The organism is Streptomyces sp. NPDC029216 (assembly GCF_040648015.1).
Taxonomy (GTDB): Bacteria; Actinomycetota; Actinomycetes; order Streptomycetales; family Streptomycetaceae; genus Streptomyces.
On the sequence record NZ_JBEZWL010000040.1, the window covers coordinates 17,898 to 33,473 of the forward strand.

The 15,576-nt window shown below is 72.3% G+C and carries 17 protein-coding genes and 1 tRNA gene; 4 read left to right on the forward strand and 14 right to left on the reverse strand.

What is annotated here, in order from left to right; all coding sequences use genetic code 11:
• Positions 1–4 precede the first annotated feature (4 nt).
• The 4 genes from AB0F18_RS16990 to AB0F18_RS17005 all read right to left on the reverse strand — a co-directional run bounded on the left by AB0F18_RS16990 (position 5) and on the right by AB0F18_RS17005 (position 2,183).
• A complete protein-coding gene (locus AB0F18_RS16990; protein ID WP_362060777.1) occupies positions 5–643 on the reverse strand; it encodes a hypothetical protein in 639 nt (212 codons plus the stop codon).
• Positions 644–1,003: 360 nt separating this feature from the next.
• A complete protein-coding gene (locus tag AB0F18_RS16995) occupies positions 1,004–1,204 on the reverse strand; it encodes a hypothetical protein (RefSeq protein WP_362060780.1) in 201 nt (66 codons plus the stop codon).
• Between the two features lie 132 nt (positions 1,205–1,336).
• The gene (locus AB0F18_RS17000) at positions 1,337–1,993 is read right to left on the reverse strand and encodes a GNAT family N-acetyltransferase (protein WP_362060783.1); all 657 of its coding nucleotides are present in this window, start codon (positions 1,991–1,993) and stop codon (positions 1,337–1,339) included.
• 118 nt (positions 1,994–2,111) lie between these two features.
• Positions 2,112–2,183, reverse strand: a tRNA-Val gene (locus AB0F18_RS17005).
• Positions 2,184–2,204: 21 nt separating this feature from the next.
• On the opposite strand from AB0F18_RS17005, the gene AB0F18_RS17010 reads away from it, so the two are divergent.
• Together AB0F18_RS17010 and AB0F18_RS17015 are read left to right on the forward strand one after the other, a co-directional pair.
• On the forward strand, positions 2,205–3,533 hold the full coding sequence (locus tag AB0F18_RS17010; RefSeq protein WP_362060869.1) for a hypothetical protein: 1,329 nt from the start codon (positions 2,205–2,207) through the stop codon (positions 3,531–3,533).
• Between the two features lie 120 nt (positions 3,534–3,653).
• A complete protein-coding gene (locus AB0F18_RS17015; RefSeq protein WP_362060786.1) occupies positions 3,654–4,370 on the forward strand; it encodes a DUF4383 domain-containing protein in 717 nt (238 codons plus the stop codon).
• A gap of 37 nt (positions 4,371–4,407) precedes the next feature.
• Here the strand turns inward: AB0F18_RS17015 and AB0F18_RS17020 are convergent, their stop codons facing one another.
• Positions 4,408–5,031 (reverse strand): HD domain-containing protein, encoded by a 624-nt coding sequence (locus AB0F18_RS17020; protein WP_362060788.1) that lies wholly within the window; start codon positions 5,029–5,031, stop codon positions 4,408–4,410.
• 90 nt (positions 5,032–5,121) lie between these two features.
• Between AB0F18_RS17020 and AB0F18_RS17025 the strand changes: the two genes are divergently transcribed.
• On the forward strand, positions 5,122–5,325 hold the full coding sequence (locus AB0F18_RS17025) for a zinc ribbon domain-containing protein (RefSeq protein WP_362060791.1): 204 nt from the start codon (positions 5,122–5,124) through the stop codon (positions 5,323–5,325).
• A 16-nt stretch (positions 5,326–5,341) separates the two neighbouring features.
• On the opposite strand, the gene AB0F18_RS17030 is transcribed toward AB0F18_RS17025, so the two are convergent.
• The 4 genes from AB0F18_RS17030 to AB0F18_RS17045 are packed head-to-tail and all read right to left on the reverse strand — an operon-like array spanning position 5,342 to position 10,576.
• On the reverse strand, positions 5,342–6,001 hold the full coding sequence (locus AB0F18_RS17030) for an O-methyltransferase (RefSeq protein ID WP_362060794.1): 660 nt from the start codon (positions 5,999–6,001) through the stop codon (positions 5,342–5,344).
• On the reverse strand, positions 5,998–6,831 hold the full coding sequence (locus AB0F18_RS17035; RefSeq protein ID WP_362060796.1) for an HAD family hydrolase: 834 nt from the start codon (positions 6,829–6,831) through the stop codon (positions 5,998–6,000). The genes AB0F18_RS17030 and AB0F18_RS17035 overlap by 4 nt, the downstream gene beginning before the upstream one ends.
• Positions 6,828–9,371: a phosphoribosyltransferase gene (locus AB0F18_RS17040; protein ID WP_362060872.1), complete on the reverse strand. Its 2,544-nt coding sequence runs from the start codon at positions 9,369–9,371 to the stop codon at positions 6,828–6,830. The genes AB0F18_RS17035 and AB0F18_RS17040 overlap by 4 nt, the downstream gene beginning before the upstream one ends.
• Before the next feature lie 23 nt (positions 9,372–9,394).
• Entirely contained in the window at positions 9,395–10,576 is a 1,182-nt protein-coding gene (locus tag AB0F18_RS17045; RefSeq protein WP_362060799.1) for an HpcH/HpaI aldolase/citrate lyase family protein, read from the reverse strand.
• 204 nt (positions 10,577–10,780) lie between these two features.
• Between AB0F18_RS17045 and AB0F18_RS17050 the strand changes: the two genes are divergently transcribed.
• Positions 10,781–11,560, forward strand: a complete 780-nt coding sequence (locus AB0F18_RS17050; protein WP_362060802.1) for a TerD family protein — start codon at positions 10,781–10,783, stop codon at positions 11,558–11,560.
• 33 nt (positions 11,561–11,593) lie between these two features.
• Here AB0F18_RS17050 and AB0F18_RS17055 read toward each other — a convergent pair whose 3' ends face one another.
• The 5 genes from AB0F18_RS17055 to AB0F18_RS17075 all read right to left on the reverse strand — a co-directional run bounded on the left by AB0F18_RS17055 (position 11,594) and on the right by AB0F18_RS17075 (position 15,502).
• On the reverse strand, positions 11,594–12,343 hold the full coding sequence (locus AB0F18_RS17055) for a Tellurium resistance (protein ID WP_362060805.1): 750 nt from the start codon (positions 12,341–12,343) through the stop codon (positions 11,594–11,596).
• Between the two features lie 134 nt (positions 12,344–12,477).
• Positions 12,478–13,614, reverse strand: a complete 1,137-nt coding sequence (locus AB0F18_RS17060) for a DUF475 domain-containing protein (protein WP_362060808.1) — start codon at positions 13,612–13,614, stop codon at positions 12,478–12,480.
• A 25-nt stretch (positions 13,615–13,639) separates the two neighbouring features.
• The gene (locus AB0F18_RS17065) at positions 13,640–14,215 is read right to left on the reverse strand and encodes a TerD family protein (RefSeq protein WP_344155774.1); all 576 of its coding nucleotides are present in this window, start codon (positions 14,213–14,215) and stop codon (positions 13,640–13,642) included.
• 127 nt (positions 14,216–14,342) lie between these two features.
• Positions 14,343–14,918: a TerD family protein gene (locus tag AB0F18_RS17070; protein ID WP_042816748.1), complete on the reverse strand. Its 576-nt coding sequence runs from the start codon at positions 14,916–14,918 to the stop codon at positions 14,343–14,345.
• Between the two features lie 125 nt (positions 14,919–15,043).
• Positions 15,044–15,502, reverse strand: a complete 459-nt coding sequence (locus tag AB0F18_RS17075) for a peroxiredoxin (RefSeq protein ID WP_362060875.1) — start codon at positions 15,500–15,502, stop codon at positions 15,044–15,046.
• Between the last annotated feature and the right edge of the window lie 74 nt (positions 15,503–15,576).

The window sequence follows — 15,576 nt, forward strand, 5'->3', positions numbered from 1 at the left end:
TCCACTATGGCCCCGCGGGCGGCAGCTCCGCCCCGGAAAGCCTCATGATCAGCCCGGCCTGCAGCCGCCCCCGCAGGTCCGGGTCGGCGACCTCCTCCAGCAGGGCGATCGCCTGCCGGGTGCTCTCGGCTGCCCGCCGGTCCTCGCGCAGCGAAGCGGTCTGGGCGGCCATGTGCCGCAGGGCGGTGTCGGCCCGCCGGTGGAACAGCTGCCCGACGAGGGTGACGACCAGGCCGACGGAGCTGGTCACCACCCCGACGTACGCGTCCCCGGCGCTTTCGGCCTTCCACACGGCGAGCCCGATCCCGAAGAGCAGGACGGCCGCGCCGACGCCGGCGAACCGCTGACTGGTGACGAAGCTGCTGCGCGCCTGCGTCAGCCCGTAGGCGTAGTACTCGACGAGGATCGGCGTGAACTCGTCGTACCGGCCCCCGGGCGCGCTCCCCCGCCCGGCCGAGGCGTCCACCAGCCGCGGATCGCCCTCCTCCGGCGCGCTCTCGCCCAGCTGGGCGAGCAGCCGCCGCCGCTCGGCGTCCCGCTCCCGCTCGAACCGGTCCCGGCCCGGCCACCCGGTCAGCCCCAGCCAGCCGGCCCCCAGCCCGAGCGCCCCGACGGGCCAGACCCACTCCCCGACACCGGGCACACCCATCACCCCTGCGGGATGGTCCCCGCCCCGCCGCGCGGGAAACCGGTCCGGATCCTAGACTGACGAACGCCCGGAATGTCCGTTCACAGGGGAACCGAGGAGACGCCCGATGGCCAAGCGAGGAAACAAGAAGCGCGCCCGCAAGAAGAAGAAGGCCAACCACGGAAAGCGCCCCAACGCCTGACCGCGGCACCCACTCCCGAAGCCCCCCGGCCACGACGGCCGGGGGGCTCGTAGATGTGGGATCACCTCCCCGGTATGCCGATGAGGTTCGGACCGTTGTCGATCAGCCGCCCCTGCCCCTTGACCCGGTCCCGCTCCGCCGGCGTCACGCACAGGGCGTCGCCGTCATGGCTGTCACGCCACATGGCCCGGCGGACAGGGCAGCGCGCCGGTTTTGACGGCTGGCGGCGCGTGGGGCACGGTCGTCGCCGACGCCGGCGACACCATCGAAGCGATGCCTCCGGTGATGAAGGCGGCCGAGGTCAGGACCATCGTGTAGCGGAACATCCGCCGCTTGGCCGGGGTGGGGCGGGGAGTGTGTACGTAGTGGGACATGACTGCGGCTTCTCTCCGGTTCCCGTCGCCCCGCCGTTCGGGTGCGACCGGACCTCAAGTAAGCGCGATGCCGGCACCCCCGGTCACGCCCCGGAAGCACGGGACTTGACACGACGACCAGGGCATGGGCCGTCAGTCCGCCCGGCGGGCCAGGCTGGCCATCGGGGCGCGGAGGGTCCAGCCCAGGGCCTCGTACAGGGCCCTGCCGTCAGGCGTACCCACCAGCACCCCGTCCCGCGCCCCCGCCTCCCACGCGGCGTTCTGCAGCGTGCGCATCACCAGGGCACCCAGGCCCCGCCGCCGCTGGTCAGGGGCGGTTTCGATCTGGTCCGCCACCGCGGTGCGGCCGGCCAGACCCATCTGCCCCCGCGCGGCGAGCCGCCCGTCCCCGGCCCGGACCAGGGCCTTGATCACCCCGCCCCGGCTCCAGCACGTCACGCTGTACCCGGCGGGCGGCGGCCCGGCCGGCGACGGGCCGAGCGGCAGGGTCATCAGGAAGCCGGCGACGTCCATCTCCCACTCGTCCCCCACCCAGGGCCGCACCACCTCGTCCGGGGCGAAGAGCTTGAGCCAGGTCGCCGGCGGGGCGGTGGCAGCCAGCCTGCGGACGTCGGCCTCCACGGGCACGGGCACCACGTGCCGCGCGACCTCCTTCGACACCCCCACGGCGACGCTCCACCCCCACGCTTCCCCGACCGGCTCGGCCGCACCACGCGACACGACCCAGCCGTCGACCCACTGCTTCACCCAACCGCTGAGCCGCTCCTCGACCACGATTCCCCCCTGCACGCACTGAGCCACATGTAACCTGCCACCTACCATAGGGGCCATTACCTCACCGGAGCGTTGACGCCCACACGAACGCCGAAGGCCCCCAACCGAAATCGGTTGGGGGCCTTCTGACCGGTGGGCGCGGACGGTTTCGAACCGCCGACATCTGCTTTGTAAGAGCAGCGCTCTACCCCTGAGCTACGCACCCGTGGACGAGTGGACAGCCTACATGGCGGGCGCACCCCCCACGCAAACCCGTTCCCGTGGGGGAGAATGGACCGGGGCTTGGCGGACGCGGCACGGGAGAGGGATTGTGACGACGGCATCCCGGCGGTGGTTCGGGGGGCGGGACGAGAGTCGGCGGGCGGATGCGCAGGCGGCGAAGGATGCCGCCGCGGCCGCGTTCTACGAGCTGGACACGGCGCAGCGGGACCTGCGGATCTCCATGGAGACCATCGCCGCCGCCGACGGGTCGCCCGCCGCGCGACGGGCCGCCGAGGAGTTCGCCGCGCTCGGGCGGCGCATCGACGAGGTGAGTCACACCTACATCGAGGCCGTCGACGCCCACGACCTGGACCGGGTCGATCTGGAGGGCTCCGTCGCCGCGCAGGCCAGGCAGCAGCTGACCCGGGCCCGGGACGAGCTCAACGGGGTCAAGGGGGAGCTGGAGCGGTTCGCGCAGGGGCTGCGGCCGCTGCTGGACAAGGCCGAGACGCAGCTGGCGCGGGTCGCGCCGGCGCGGGAGCGGGCGAAGGCGGCACTGCTGGCCGCGAGCGACGCACTGGACGCCGTACGGGCCAAGGGGATGCGGGCCGACGAGCTGGCGGCGCGCCTGGCCGCGCTGGGCCCCGAGCTGACGAAGCTGAACCAGGGTGCGGCGCAGCACGGGGTGCAGGAGACCGTGCAGCGGGCCGACCGGATCCTGCGCGACGCCGAGGCGATACGCGCCGAGGCGGAGCGGCTGCCGGAGCGCGCGGCGGAGATCGACCGGCGGCTGGTGAGCCTGCGGACCCGGGCGCAGGCGCTGCGCAACCGGGCGGACCGGGTGGATCCGGTGCTCAGCGAGCTGCGCCGGCGGTTCAGCGCGGCCTGCTGGCAGGACCTCCAGCACGTCCCCGACCAGGCCGTACGCGATGTCGCGCAGGCCGAGGAGCGCCTGGCGGAGGCCGGCCGGGCGCGCGACGAACAGCGCTGGGCGGACGTGACGGCGCTGGTGGAGGCGGTACGGGCGGGGCTGGACGCCACCGACGAGGCGGTGTCGGCGGCGCAGGACCGGCTGTCGCGGCTGGAGGCGGTGGCGCGGGACCCGCAGGCGGAGGTGCAGCGGACCCGGTTCGCGATCCGCGACGCGCAGCGCCTGGCGATGGAGGGCCGCAGCGTGCCCGATCCGCGGCACGCGCGGCCGCTGGACGAGGCGGTGGCCCGGATGGACCGGGCGCTCGCCGGGCTGGAGGGGCGCCACCCCGACTACTGGCACTTCCTCCAGGAGATGGAGGAGGTCCGGGCGGCGGTGGGCCGTGTCGTGGCCGACATGCGGGGGCGGCGCGCCGCCGGGTGAGGGCGGTCCCGACAGGCCGGCGCGCCGCCGGGTGAGGGCGGCCGTCCCGGGCCGGAGTTGTCCGCCGGTGGGCATCGGCGGATGCTGGAGGGTGCCGGGAACGGAACCGAGGAGGGCGCCATGGCTGCCCACACTTTCCACAGGCCCCGCGTGCGCCACGCACCCCCCGCGCCGCAGGAGTCGTACGTGCCGCACGCGGCCTACGGGTGCACCGAGCCGCACGAGCACTACGCGCCCTACGTCCCCCACGAGCCCTACGGCCCGCCCCCCGAGCGGCACGGCCCACGGCTGGCGGAACGGCTGCTGCACCCCGTCAACGCCAGGCTCGACGAGCACCTGCCCGCCGACCACAAGCTGAGCAAGATCTACCGGGTCGGCGCCGGGCTGACGGGCCTGCTGCTGATCGCCTTCGGGATCCTGGGCCTGGTCCACCGGATCGGCTTCTTCGACACCGGCGGCGACACCGTGCTGGCCCTGAACACGAACGGCGCGCTGAGCGTGCTGTCGATCTGCATCGGTGCCCTGCTCTTCGCGGGGATGGTGATCGGCGGGACCTTCGCGTCCACCCTCAACATCGTGCTGGGGCTGCTCTTCATCGCCAGCGGGTTCGTGAACCTGGCCCTGCTGGACACCGGTCTGAACTTCCTGGCCTTCAAGATCCAGAACGTGCTGTTCAGCTTCGTCGTCGGCGTCATGCTGATGTGGTTCGGCATGTACGGCCGGGTGGGCAGCGCCCTCCCGCACGACAACCCGTACTGGCGCGCCCGCCACCCCGAACAGGCCGCCCGGGAGGAACGCGCCCGGGGCGGAACCCGCGGCAGGACGGCGGCCCGCTAGCGGGGCCCTGCGGGAGCCGCCGGCGGGCGGACCGGCGTCAGGCCGTCGCCGCCGGCGCCCCGTCCTCCAGGTGCCGGAAGGCCTCCCGCCACTCCCCGAAGGCCGCCTCGAAGAACGGGACCCCCGCCGCGAGGGGCACCAGGTGGCGGCAGGTCTCGCGGTAGTAGGAGCGCCGCTTCCCGGGCCTCGGGTGCGTGTCGAGCCGCTGCACGTTGCTGTACCGGTCGGCCAGCTTGAGCAGCAGTACCTCCGGCGGGGCGCAGCGCAGGCCGCGCAGGTAGCGGTCGCGCACCTCGGCGGGATCCTCGCCGGCGGCGGGCTCCGGCTTGGTCACCCAGCCCACCCACTCCTCGACCCGGGGGCCGAACCGCTCGCCGACCTCCCCGGCCGTGCGGGCGGTGTCCTCCACGACGTCGTGGAGGACACCCGCGACCAGCAGGTCCTCGTCGCGGACACCGGCCCCGCGGACGAGGATCTCCACCACCTCCAGGAGGTGCTCCAGGTACGGCTCACCGGCGGGCCTGCGCTGATCCCCGTGCGCCTCCTCGGCGAACGCGACGGCTTCCCCGAGCCGCCGCACCGAGACGTGCGGGGCCGGCGCCGCCAGCTCCCGGCGGACGGTGTCCCAGTCGTGCCACGCGCCGAACACCCGATGGGTCAAGACGACTCCTGTTCCGCGGCTCCGGCCGCCCGTCCTGTTCCGCCCCGCGAGGGCATCGTTCCCCGACCGCCCACTCGGTAGCCTGTGCGCATGCCTCGTTACGAATACCGCTGCCGGACCTGCGACGACACCTTTGAGGTCAGCCGTCCCATGGCCGAGTCGTCCGTGCCCGCCGACTGCCCCGCCGGGCACGCCGACACCGTCAAGCTGCTCTCCGCCGTCGCCGTCGGCGGGACCAGCAGTGCCCCCGCGCCCTCCGGTGGGGGCTGCTGCGGCGGGGGCGGCTGCTGCTGACCCCGTAAGAGAGGGCTCAGCGCTTGCGCGACAGGGTGAGGCCGTCCGAGATGGCCAGCAGGACGGAGTCCATGCGGGTGTCCGCCAGGGCGTGGTCGTTGAACGCGCGGACGCTCGCGCCCCTGCCGTCGGGCGACTCGTCCAGCACCGTCCCGTGGAACAGGGTGTTGTCGGTGACGATCAGCCCGCCCGGGCGCAGCCTCGGGACCAGCTCCTCCCAGTAGAGGATCTGGTTCTCCTTGTCCGCGTCGATGTAGGCCAGGTCGATGTGCGGCTCGGCCGGCATCGCGCGCAAGGTGTCCAGGGCCGGGGCGATGCGCAGGTCGATGCGGTCGGCGACGCCGGCCGCCTCCCACGCCTCGCGGCCGTACGCGGTCCACTCCTCCGAGACGTCGCAGGCGATGAGGCGGCCGTCGGCCGGGAGGGCCTGGGCCATGGAGAGGGCGGAGAATCCGGTGAAGGTGCCGACCTCCACGATGTGCCTGGCCCCCGTCAGCCGGACCAGGAAGGCCAGCAGCGGCCCCTGCTCCTCCGCCGACTGCATGCCGGCGGAATCGGGGAACTTCTCCCAGGTCGTGGTGACCAGCCCCCGCTGGAACTCGTCCAGCGGGGGGTTGTGCGCGAGGACGTAGCGGTAGAGCTCGTCGGTGATCTTGGTGCTGTTGCCCTTGGTCATGCCGTCAGTGTCGCAACGGCCCGGCGGAATTCGCCGACGATCCGCTCACCCGCGAGGACCCCGGCCTCGTCCAGGGCCGTCACCGTCGGGGCCGTCCAGGTCGCGTCGGCCAGTTCGCCGTGGCCCGGCCGCCAGGCCCGGTCGGCCGCCAGCAGCAGGTCCGCGTCGAGCAGCGAGTCCCCGGCGGCGAGGGTGGTGGTGGCGCCCGCACGGCGGGCCACCTCGTGCATCGCGGCGCTCTTGGTCAGCGGGCGCGGAACGGCGTAGATCTTGCGGCCCTGCAGCGAGACCGTCCAGCCGCGCTCCTCGGCCCAGCGGGTCAGGGCCTTGAGCCACTCGTCGGGGACCAGCGCCCGCTCGACGACCAGGTACGTGAAGAGGTCCTCCGCCAGCCGCGCCTTGCGCAGCCACTGCGGGTCGGACACGGCCAGCAGGTGCCGGTGGACCTCCTCCAGCGGGGCGCACTCCTCCGCGAGCCGCCGGGCCACCGTGCGCCGCCAGTCCCGGTCGGGCACCCCGTCCACCAGCAGCTGCCCGCCGTTGGCGCAGATCGCGTACGGGGCCGGGGGGCCGGGGAAGCGGATGCGCTGGTACTGCTTGCGCGTGCGGGTGGTGGTCGGGACGAAGACCGCCGACGGGTCGGCGGCCAGTTCGGCCAGCTGCGCCGCCGCCGTCTCCGTCATGAAGGACAGCGGCTTGCCCTCGTGCACCTCGACGCACAGCAGCCGGGGGGCCTGCGGGTCGGGCATGGTCAGGCCCAGGGCGGCCGCCGAGTAGATGAGCGTGCGGTCGAGGTCACTGGCTACGAGGACGGTTCCTTGGCGGGTCACTTGGCGGCCACTGCCTTTCCGTCGGCGCCCGTGGCGCCGCGCGTGAAGCGGGGGTGGATGAGTCCTACACAGGTGTACGGCAGGTCGTCGACCTCCTCGACGGGCACTCCGCGCTGGCCGGCGAGCAGGCGTACGTGGTCCAGGTCGGCGCCGGCGCCGCGCTGGGCCAGGATCTTCCACGGCACGCGGCGCAGCAGGACCCGGGTGGTCTCGCCGACGCCCGGCTTGACCAGGTTCACGTCGTGGATGCCGTACTCCTCGCTGATCCGCTCGACCGCCGCCCAGCCCACCCAGGTCGGGGTGCGGTCGGCGGCGAGGAGCTCCTTGACCCGGGCGTCGACGGAATCGGCGACCTCGTCGAAGCGGGCGGCCACGGCGTCCACGAAGGCGCCGGAGACATCGGCTCCGGCCAGTTCGCGGTAGAACTTGGCGCCGTGGAAGTCGTCGGGACCGACCAGGTCGGCCCTGAGCACCGTACGGGAGACCAGCCCGGAGACGGTGGAGTTCAGGCAGGCGGAGGGGATCAGGAAGTCCTCGCGGGTGCCGTACGTCTCCACGCACGCGCCGGGGTCGGCGAGGACGACGACCTCCGGGTTGAAGGCGGGGAAGCCGGCCAGGGCCTCGCGCAGTTCGCGGGTGATGGCGCCCTTGCCGGTCCAGCCGTCCACGAACACCACGTCGGCCGGGTCGTGGTGGGCGGCGAGCCAGCGCAGGGCGTTGGCGTCGATGCCGCGGCCGCGCACGATGGAGACGGCGTAGTGCGGCAGGTCCAGGCCGTGCCGGGCGGCGGCCCAGCGGCGCATCAGCACGCCGACGGGGGTTCCGGCGCGGGCCAGGGAGACCAGCACCGGGGACGGGTGGGGGTCCCTCCCGCGCCGGCCACGGCGCAGGGGGAGCTCGGCGAGCACGGTCTCGGTGACGGTGCCGACGGCGCGGGCGACCCGGGCGGCGGAGGCGGCCAGGGCGTCCTGGTACAGGGCCTGGTAGCGCTCGGAGGGCTGGTACTCGACGGGCAGGGACTCGGCGTAGTGCGCGCCGCCCGCCTGGATGGCCTCCTCCCGCTCCTCGGTGGGGGCCTCCAGCTCGACGCCGGACAGGTCCTGGAGCAGCCAGCCGACGTCCTCGGGGGCGTAGGAGGAGAAGGCGGGACCCCGCAGGGGCTCCGGCAGGCGCGGCTCGGGCATGGTCGGCTCCTGCCGGTGGGGGGTGCCGGGCATGCCGGGCACGTACGAGGGGACGACGGCCAGCACGACGCGTCCGGTGTGCGGGGCCAGGGCGGCGAGCAGCCCGGCGTGCAGCTCGGGGGTGTCCCCGGCGCGGTCCACGACCGCGACGACGGCGTCGAAGCCGGCGCCGGCGACGTTGTAGGCGTACCGGTCGCCGGAGCCGTCGGCCGTGGCGGCACCCCCAGCGGCGGCCGGGGGGATGTCGTGGGCGGGGAAGACGAGGCGGGTGCGGATGGCGTAGCCGGGGTCGTCGACGGCGAGGACGGGCGAGCGGGTGGTGGAGGAGAAGCGGACCTCGGCGGCCGCCCCGGACTCCTCCAGCGCCGTGGCGAGGCGCAGCGGGGCGTACATCAGCTCCTCGTTGCCGAGGACGAGGACCCTCCCGGGCTCCCCGCCCAGCGCGTCCGCCACTTGCCGGGCGAGACGGGGCAGGGCCGCCTCCAGCGCCTCGCGGTGGTCGGGGGTGAACCCGTGCCGGCCCCCGTCGGGGACCCCGGCGGGCCACTCCAGGGCGACGCGCGCGTACGGGGCGCCGGGCCCGGTGCCGGCCGGACCGGCCGCGTCCCGGGGCTCGTACTCCTCCACCAGGGCCTGCCCCTTGGCGAGCACGCCCTCCGGCAGGGAGACGGTGCCCGAGGCCAGGGCGATCAGGTCCACGCGGGCGCCCAGTTCGGCGGCGAAGGCGGTGAGCCGGGCGCGGTCGGCGGTGGAGCGCATGTCGACCAGGGCGACGACCACGTAGTGGGCTCGCGGATGGCGGGCGTGCAGGTCGCGGATGGTGTTCAGGACGGTGTTGCCGGTGGAGAACTCGTCGTCGACGAGGACCAGCGGCCCGTCGCCCGCCAGCAGCTTCGGGTCCTCGGGCAGCAGCAGGTGCGAGGTGGCGTGCGAGTGCGCCTCCTCGAACCCGCCGGCGGGGCGCACCCCCGGCACCGGGCGGCGCGTGGAGTGCAGGTAGGGGGCCGCGCCCAGGCCGTCGGCGACGCAGTGGCCGAGCCCGGTGGCGGTCTCGGCGTAGCCGAGGACCACGGCGGAGGCGGCACGCTCGCCCAGCAGCTCCCGGACCCGCTCGCCGAGCCCGTACCCGGCGGCGTACACCGTCCGGGGCGACTGCGGGACGTGCTTGCCCAGCACCTGCGAGACCAGCAGGTGCGCGCGCTTGGGGTTGCGCCGCAGGGCCAGGCCGAGCAGCTCCGCCAGCCGGGCCGCGCCCTGCGGGCCGTCCTCCTCCGCGCCCTCCAGGCGTACGCCCAGCCGCTGCGCGACCCAGGTCCCGGACCACACCGTGTCGATCGTCTTGCCCTTCATCGTCATCCTCGTCGTCGGCTGCGGCCCGCTCACAGCTGGAGCCCGGCCGTCAGGAGGTCGACGAAGCCGACCTCCTCCTTGGCCACACCGAAGACCTCGGCGCGCAGCATGGTGCGCTCGGCCCAGGCCCGGTGGGGCTTCACCTCGTTCATCTTGTTCGTATAGGCGGAACGCATCACTCCGCCGCCGTCGCGCTCGGGCCGCAGGATGTCCTGGGCGTCGCTGAACTCCTCGTGGGAGACGACCGACAGCGCGTGCACCGGGGTGACGTGGGCGGGGTGGATGCAGGTCTTGCCCAGCAGCCCGTTGGCCCGGTCCAGCTCGACCTCGCGCAGCAGCCCGTCCAGGTCGTGCTCGATCAGCGCGGTGCGCAGCTCCTCGACGCCCTCCTCCAGGAAGGGGCTGCGGCGCAGCTGCGGCTTGAAGAGGCGCTGCTGGCTGCGGAAGTACTCCCAGACGGGGCCGGTGACGGTGAAGCCGGTGCCGTCGGCGCGGCTGAGGACGTTGACCACGTCGGCGATGACGCCGGCCACGATCTGGACGTCGTAGGCGGTCATGTCGGGGGTGCGGCGCAGCCCGTACACGGAACAGAAGTCGGTGACGCCCAGGCGCAGGGCCAGGACCCGTTCGCGGTAGAGGTTGACGGTGCGGGAGATGCCGGCGAGGGCCTCGACCCGGGTTTCGAGGTGGAGGAGGTCGGGGGTCTCCAGGACCGGCATCGCGTACAGCCGGGGCAGGCCGCAGGCGGCCTCGGCGTGGGCCACGGCGTCGAGGAAGGCCGTACCGCGGGTCTCGGTGAATTTGGGAAGTACGAATCCGGCCAGGTTCCGTGCCGATCCGCCGAGGCGGCGCACCAGGTCGGGTATCTGCTCGGGGGTGCGGACGCGGATGAAGAGGAGCGGGAGCTCCCCGGCCCCGTCGGCGCCGAGTTCCGCGTCGAGCTCCGCGAACTGCCGGACGAGGTTCTCCTCACCGTCCACGACGTCGGCGTCGCTGATCGAGTCCTCCAGGCAGAGGACCATCGAGACGACGCCGCGGCCGGCCTGCTTGCGGATGTCGGCGGCCAGCCGTGGCCGGGTGGCGGGGCTGTAGAGGGTGGCGCCGAGCGCGGCGGCCAGGGTACGGGCGGGTGAGGCCAGCGTGAACTCGGCCGGCTCCTGGTGGAAGAGGGCCTCACGGACCGTGGGCGATATATGCCCGAAGTGACGCATCTGCTTCCCCCGTACTGCCTCGGCGGCCCAACTGGCGTGGCCGGTAATAGTACGTACGAACGCGAGTCAAGAGTTCCTCAAGTACATGAAGTTCCGGTAACCCTCTCGCACCATGCCCAGCTCTCCCGTCCGGGACAAGGCCCGGGCGCGGCCTTCGGGGGGCCGCATTGTTCCTCCCCCGCCCGGGAGGGCAGGATGACGGGCATGACGCACGCGATGCAGAAGGGCTCGAACATCCCGGTGACCGCCACGGCGGTCCGGGCGGTGCTGCGCTGGACCAACGGGCCCGAGGTGCCGGACGTGGACGCCTCCGCGCTGCTCGTGGGGGCGGACGGGCGCGTGCGCTCGGACGAGGACTTCGTGTTCTACAACCAGCCCCGCCACCCCTCGGGGTCCGTCTGGCGCCTGGGCAAGAAGCAGGTGGGTGAAGCGGTCACCGACGCGGTCCAGGCGGACCTGCGGGCGGTGCCGCCGGCCGTGGACCGGATCCTGGTGGTGGCCTCCGCCGAGGACGTGCCCTTCCAGCGGGTCCACGACCTGCGGATCCAGCTGTACGAAGCCTCCCCGGGCGCCGGGCCGGAGCCGCTGGCCCACTTCGACGTGCGGCCGGAGACGGGCGCCGAGACGGCCCTGATCTGCGGCGAGCTGTACCGCCGGGGCGAGGGGTGGAAGTTCCGCGCGCTGGGCGAGGGTTACTCCGACGGCCTGGTGGGCCTGGCGACGGACCACGGGATCTCCGTCGACGAGAACGCCGCCGAGGCCGGCGAGAGCGCCGCCGAGGCGCCGCCGGCCGTCGCTGGGTCCGCCGACGACCGGACCGCGGCCATGCGCCCGCCGGTGCCCGCTCCGGTCACCCAGGCCCCGCCGGCCGTCCAGCCCGCCTACGGCTACCCGCAGCAGGTCTCCCCGGTGCCCGTCCCGGCCCCGGGCGGGGACCCGTCGTTCCGGCTTCCCGTGCAGGGCCCGCAGTTCATCCGCCGCTGACCTCCGGGGGCCCCGCGCGGGCCCGGGCGGGGCTCAGGCCTTGGTCTTGTAGCCCCGCCCCCACTGGAGCCCCCAGCCGTACAGCCGGTCGAGCTCGGCCTGGAACCCGTACACGAACTTCACCTCGCGGCGGACGATCAGCTCGCCCTTGACGTTCTGCAGGGAGACCACCGCGCAGGAGCGGGCCTGCGGGTGGCGTTCCTCCAGCGGGATCTCGATCCTCGGGCCGGCGGTCGGGTAGAGGGTGACCAGGGCGTGCGTGCGGTCGAAGGCCGGGGTCTGGTCGTAGATGTAGACGAAGACCAGCAGCCGCTTGATCTCGGCGGCGTGGTCGAGGTTGACGTAGAGGGTCTCCCCGGACGGGGAGCCGAACCGGTCGTCCCCGCTGAGCTTCACGTACGGCGGGTCGTTGAGGTCGCCGAGCAGGTTGCCCAGCGGCTGTACGGCGCCCCGGGTGCCGTCCGTGAGCTCGTACAGGCAGCCCATGTCGAGGTCGACGTTGACCATGCCCTGGGTGTGGGCCTGCACCATGTCGGGCTTGAACAGCTTGAAGGGGTGGCGGAAGAGCTGGCCGCTCGGGCCGGAGGGGCCGCCGATGTCCGAGGTGCGCATCCGCCAGGAGAGGTTCACCCGGAGGTTGCCGTGGACGGCCTGCTGTTTGGTGAGGGAGACCGTCGGCTGCCGTTTCGTCAGCTCGATGGCGTTCGACGAGGCGTTGCCCGAGTCGAACCTCATCGCGCGGGCGCCCCTGATCCCGTCGAAGAACCCGTCGAAGAACCCCATGTATCCCAACCCCCCTGGTCGGTCCGTGCGTGCGGATATGCCGCGGGGCGGCCGCGCGGTCCCGTGGGATCCGCGCGGCCGCCCCGCCGAAGAAGAGACGGCTCCTGTAGGAGCGTTCCGCAATCAGGGCCGGGTCACACCCCGGCGCCGACCTCTGCGGGCTCCCCGTCGCCGCCCTCGGCCTCCAGCCGCTTGTTGCGGCGGACGGAGGACCAGAAGGACCAGGCGATCAGCACGACGCCGACGAGGCCGGTGATGACCTCGTTGATCTCGTGCTGGATGGTGACGAGCAGGATCACGGCCAGGGCGCCGATGGCGTAGTGCGCGCCGTGCTCCAGGTACACGTAGTCGTCGAGGGTGCCCTGGCGGACCAGGTAGACCGTGAGCGACCGGACGTACATGGCACCGATGCCGAGGCCCAGGGCCATGAGCACGATGTCGTTGGTGATGGCGAAGGCGCCGATGACCCCGTCGAAGGAGAAGGACGCGTCCAGGACCTCCAGGTAGAGGAACATGAAGAACGCGGCCTTGCCGGCCATGGCGACGGCCGAGACGGGCTTGCCGCTCTTCTTGGCGGCTTCCTCCGCCTCGTGCTCGGCCTCCTCCTCTTCCTCCAGCTTGTTCTCGAAGTAGCCGGAGAGGCCGCCGACGATCATGTAGGTGATCAGGCCGAGGATGCCGGAGACCAGGACGGTCTGCGCCTTGTCCACATGGGCGCCGCCGTGCTGGTGGGCCTGGGTGGCGAAGGTCATCGAGGTGATGACCAGGACGATCAGCGCGATGCACGCGGACAGCATGTCGATCTTGCCGAGCTTGGCGAGCGGGCGCTCCAGCCAGGCGAGCCACTTGATGTCGCGGTCCTCGAAGATGAAGTCGAGGAAGATCATCAGCAGGAACATGCCGCCGAAGGCGGCGATGGACGGGTGGGCGTCCGTGACCAGCTGCTTGTACATCTCCTTGTCGGTCATCGCGAGATCGACGGCGTCGATCGGGCCGATCTTGGCGCTGATCGCGACGATCACGACGGGGAAGACCAGGCGCATGCCGAACACGGCGATGAGCACGCCCACGGTGAGGAAGATCTTCTGCCAGAAGGCATTCATCTTCTTCAGGATTCCGGCGTTGACCACCGCGTTGTCGAAGGACAGCGAGATTTCGAGGATCGACAGGATCGCCACGATCCCAAAAGCGGTCCACCCCCCGTAGAACACCGCTGCGACCAGACCGAGCGCAGTGACTGCGAACGACCAGCCGAAGGTTTTGAGAACCACTGGCACCCCATCGTCTTGTACGGCTTTACGAAACGTTGACCCCGAAGTCTAGAGCGATGCCCCGCAGCCCCGACGCGTACCCCTGCCCCACCGCACGGAACTTCCATTCGCCGCCGTACCGGTAGACCTCGCCGAAGATCATCGCCGTTTCGCTGGAGGCGTCCTCGGTCAGGTCGTAGCGGGCGAGTTCCTGGTCGTCCGCCATGTTCACCACGCGGATGAAGGCATTGCTGACCTGGCCGAAGCTCTGCCGGCGGCTGTCCGCCTCGTGGATCGAGACCGGGAAGACGATCTTGTCGACCTGGGCCGGGACCTTGGTGAGGTCGATGATGATCGACTCGTCGTCGCCCTCACCCTCGCCGGTGAGGTTGTCACCGGTGTGCTCGACGGAACCCTCGGGGCTCTTCAGGTTGTTGTAGAAGACGAAGTACTGATCGCCCAGCACCCGGCCGTCGCGGCAGAGCAGCGCGCTGGCGTCGAGGTCGAAGTCCGCCCCCGTGGTGGAGCGCGCGTCCCATCCGAGCCCGATCAGAACCCGGGTGAGGTTCGGTGCCTGCTTGGACAGGGAGACATTGCCCCCCTTGGCGAGTGTGACGCCCATGATGTGGTCCTCCCCGAACGACGTGGTGACGGTGGCCCGGCCACCCGGCTCCATGGTGGCAAAGCCGGTCCGGCGCCGTACACAGAGGTGCACGGCGCCGGACGGACGAACTTCGGCTCGCTGCGGCTCAGACGTTGACGCCGAAGTCCTGCGCGATGCCGCGCAGGCCCGAGGCGTAGCCCTGGCCGATGGCACGGAACTTCCACTCCGCGCCGTTGCGGTAGAGCTCACCGAAGACCATGGCGGTCTCGGTGGAGGCGTCCTCGGAGAGGTCGTAGCGGGCGAGCTCGCTGTTGTCGGCCTGGTTCACGACGCGGATGTACGCGTTGCGGACCTGGCCGAAGCTCTGCTGGCGGCTCTCGGCCTCGTAGATGGAGACCGGGAAGACGATCTTGGCGACGTCGGCGGGGACGCCGGCGAGGTTGACCTTGATCGCCTCGTCGTCGCCCTCGCCCTCGCCGGTCAGGTTGTCACCGGTGTGCTCGACCGAGCCGTCCGGGCTCTTCAGGTTGTTGAAGAACACGAAGTTCGAGTCGGTGGCGACCTTGCCCTGGTCGTTGGTCAGGATCGCGCTGGCGTCGAGGTCGAAGTCGACACCAGTGGTGGTGCGGGCGTCCCAGCCCAGACCGACGATGACCGCCGTCAGGTTGGGCGCGGCCTTGGTCAGCGAGACGTTGCCGCCCTTGCTGAGGCTGACTCCCACGAGTCCTCCATTGGTATGTGTGAGGGGCGGTGCCCCGCGTGCGTTGCTACCGGATCAACGTTTCGATCCTAGTGACGGGTTCCCGCCCGCAAGGCGGTTTTGCTCCGGAACCCGTCCGCGGATCCTCAGAGGCTGTCGAGGGCCTTGATGTACTCGTTCAGGTCACGGGCGTCGGGCAGCCCGTTGACGACGGTCCAGCGCACGACGCCCTCCTTGTCGATGACGAAGGTGCCGCGGACCGCGCAGCCCTTCTCCTCGTCGAAGACGCCGTACGCGCGGGAGGTCTCGCCGTGCGGCCAGAAGTCGGACAGCAGCGGGTACTCCAGGCCCTCCTGGTCGGCGAAGACGCGCAGGGTCGGCACGGAGTCGTTGGAGACGGCCAGCAGCTGGACGTCGTCGTTCTGGAAGCGCGGCAGCTGGTCGCGCAGCTCGCAGAGCTCGCCGGTGCACACGCCGGTGAAGGCGAACGGGTAGAAGAGCAGCACGACGGCCTTCTCCCCCCGGAAGTCGGAGAGCCGCACGGTGGCGCCGTGGTTGTCCTTGAGCTCGAAGTCCGGGGCCTTGTGTCCGACCTCGATCGCCATCTCTCGCATCCCTTCGTTCCTGCGGTCCCGCACGGGGCCGTTCGGGTGAGACCCACCCTAAGGCCGGTCGCCGC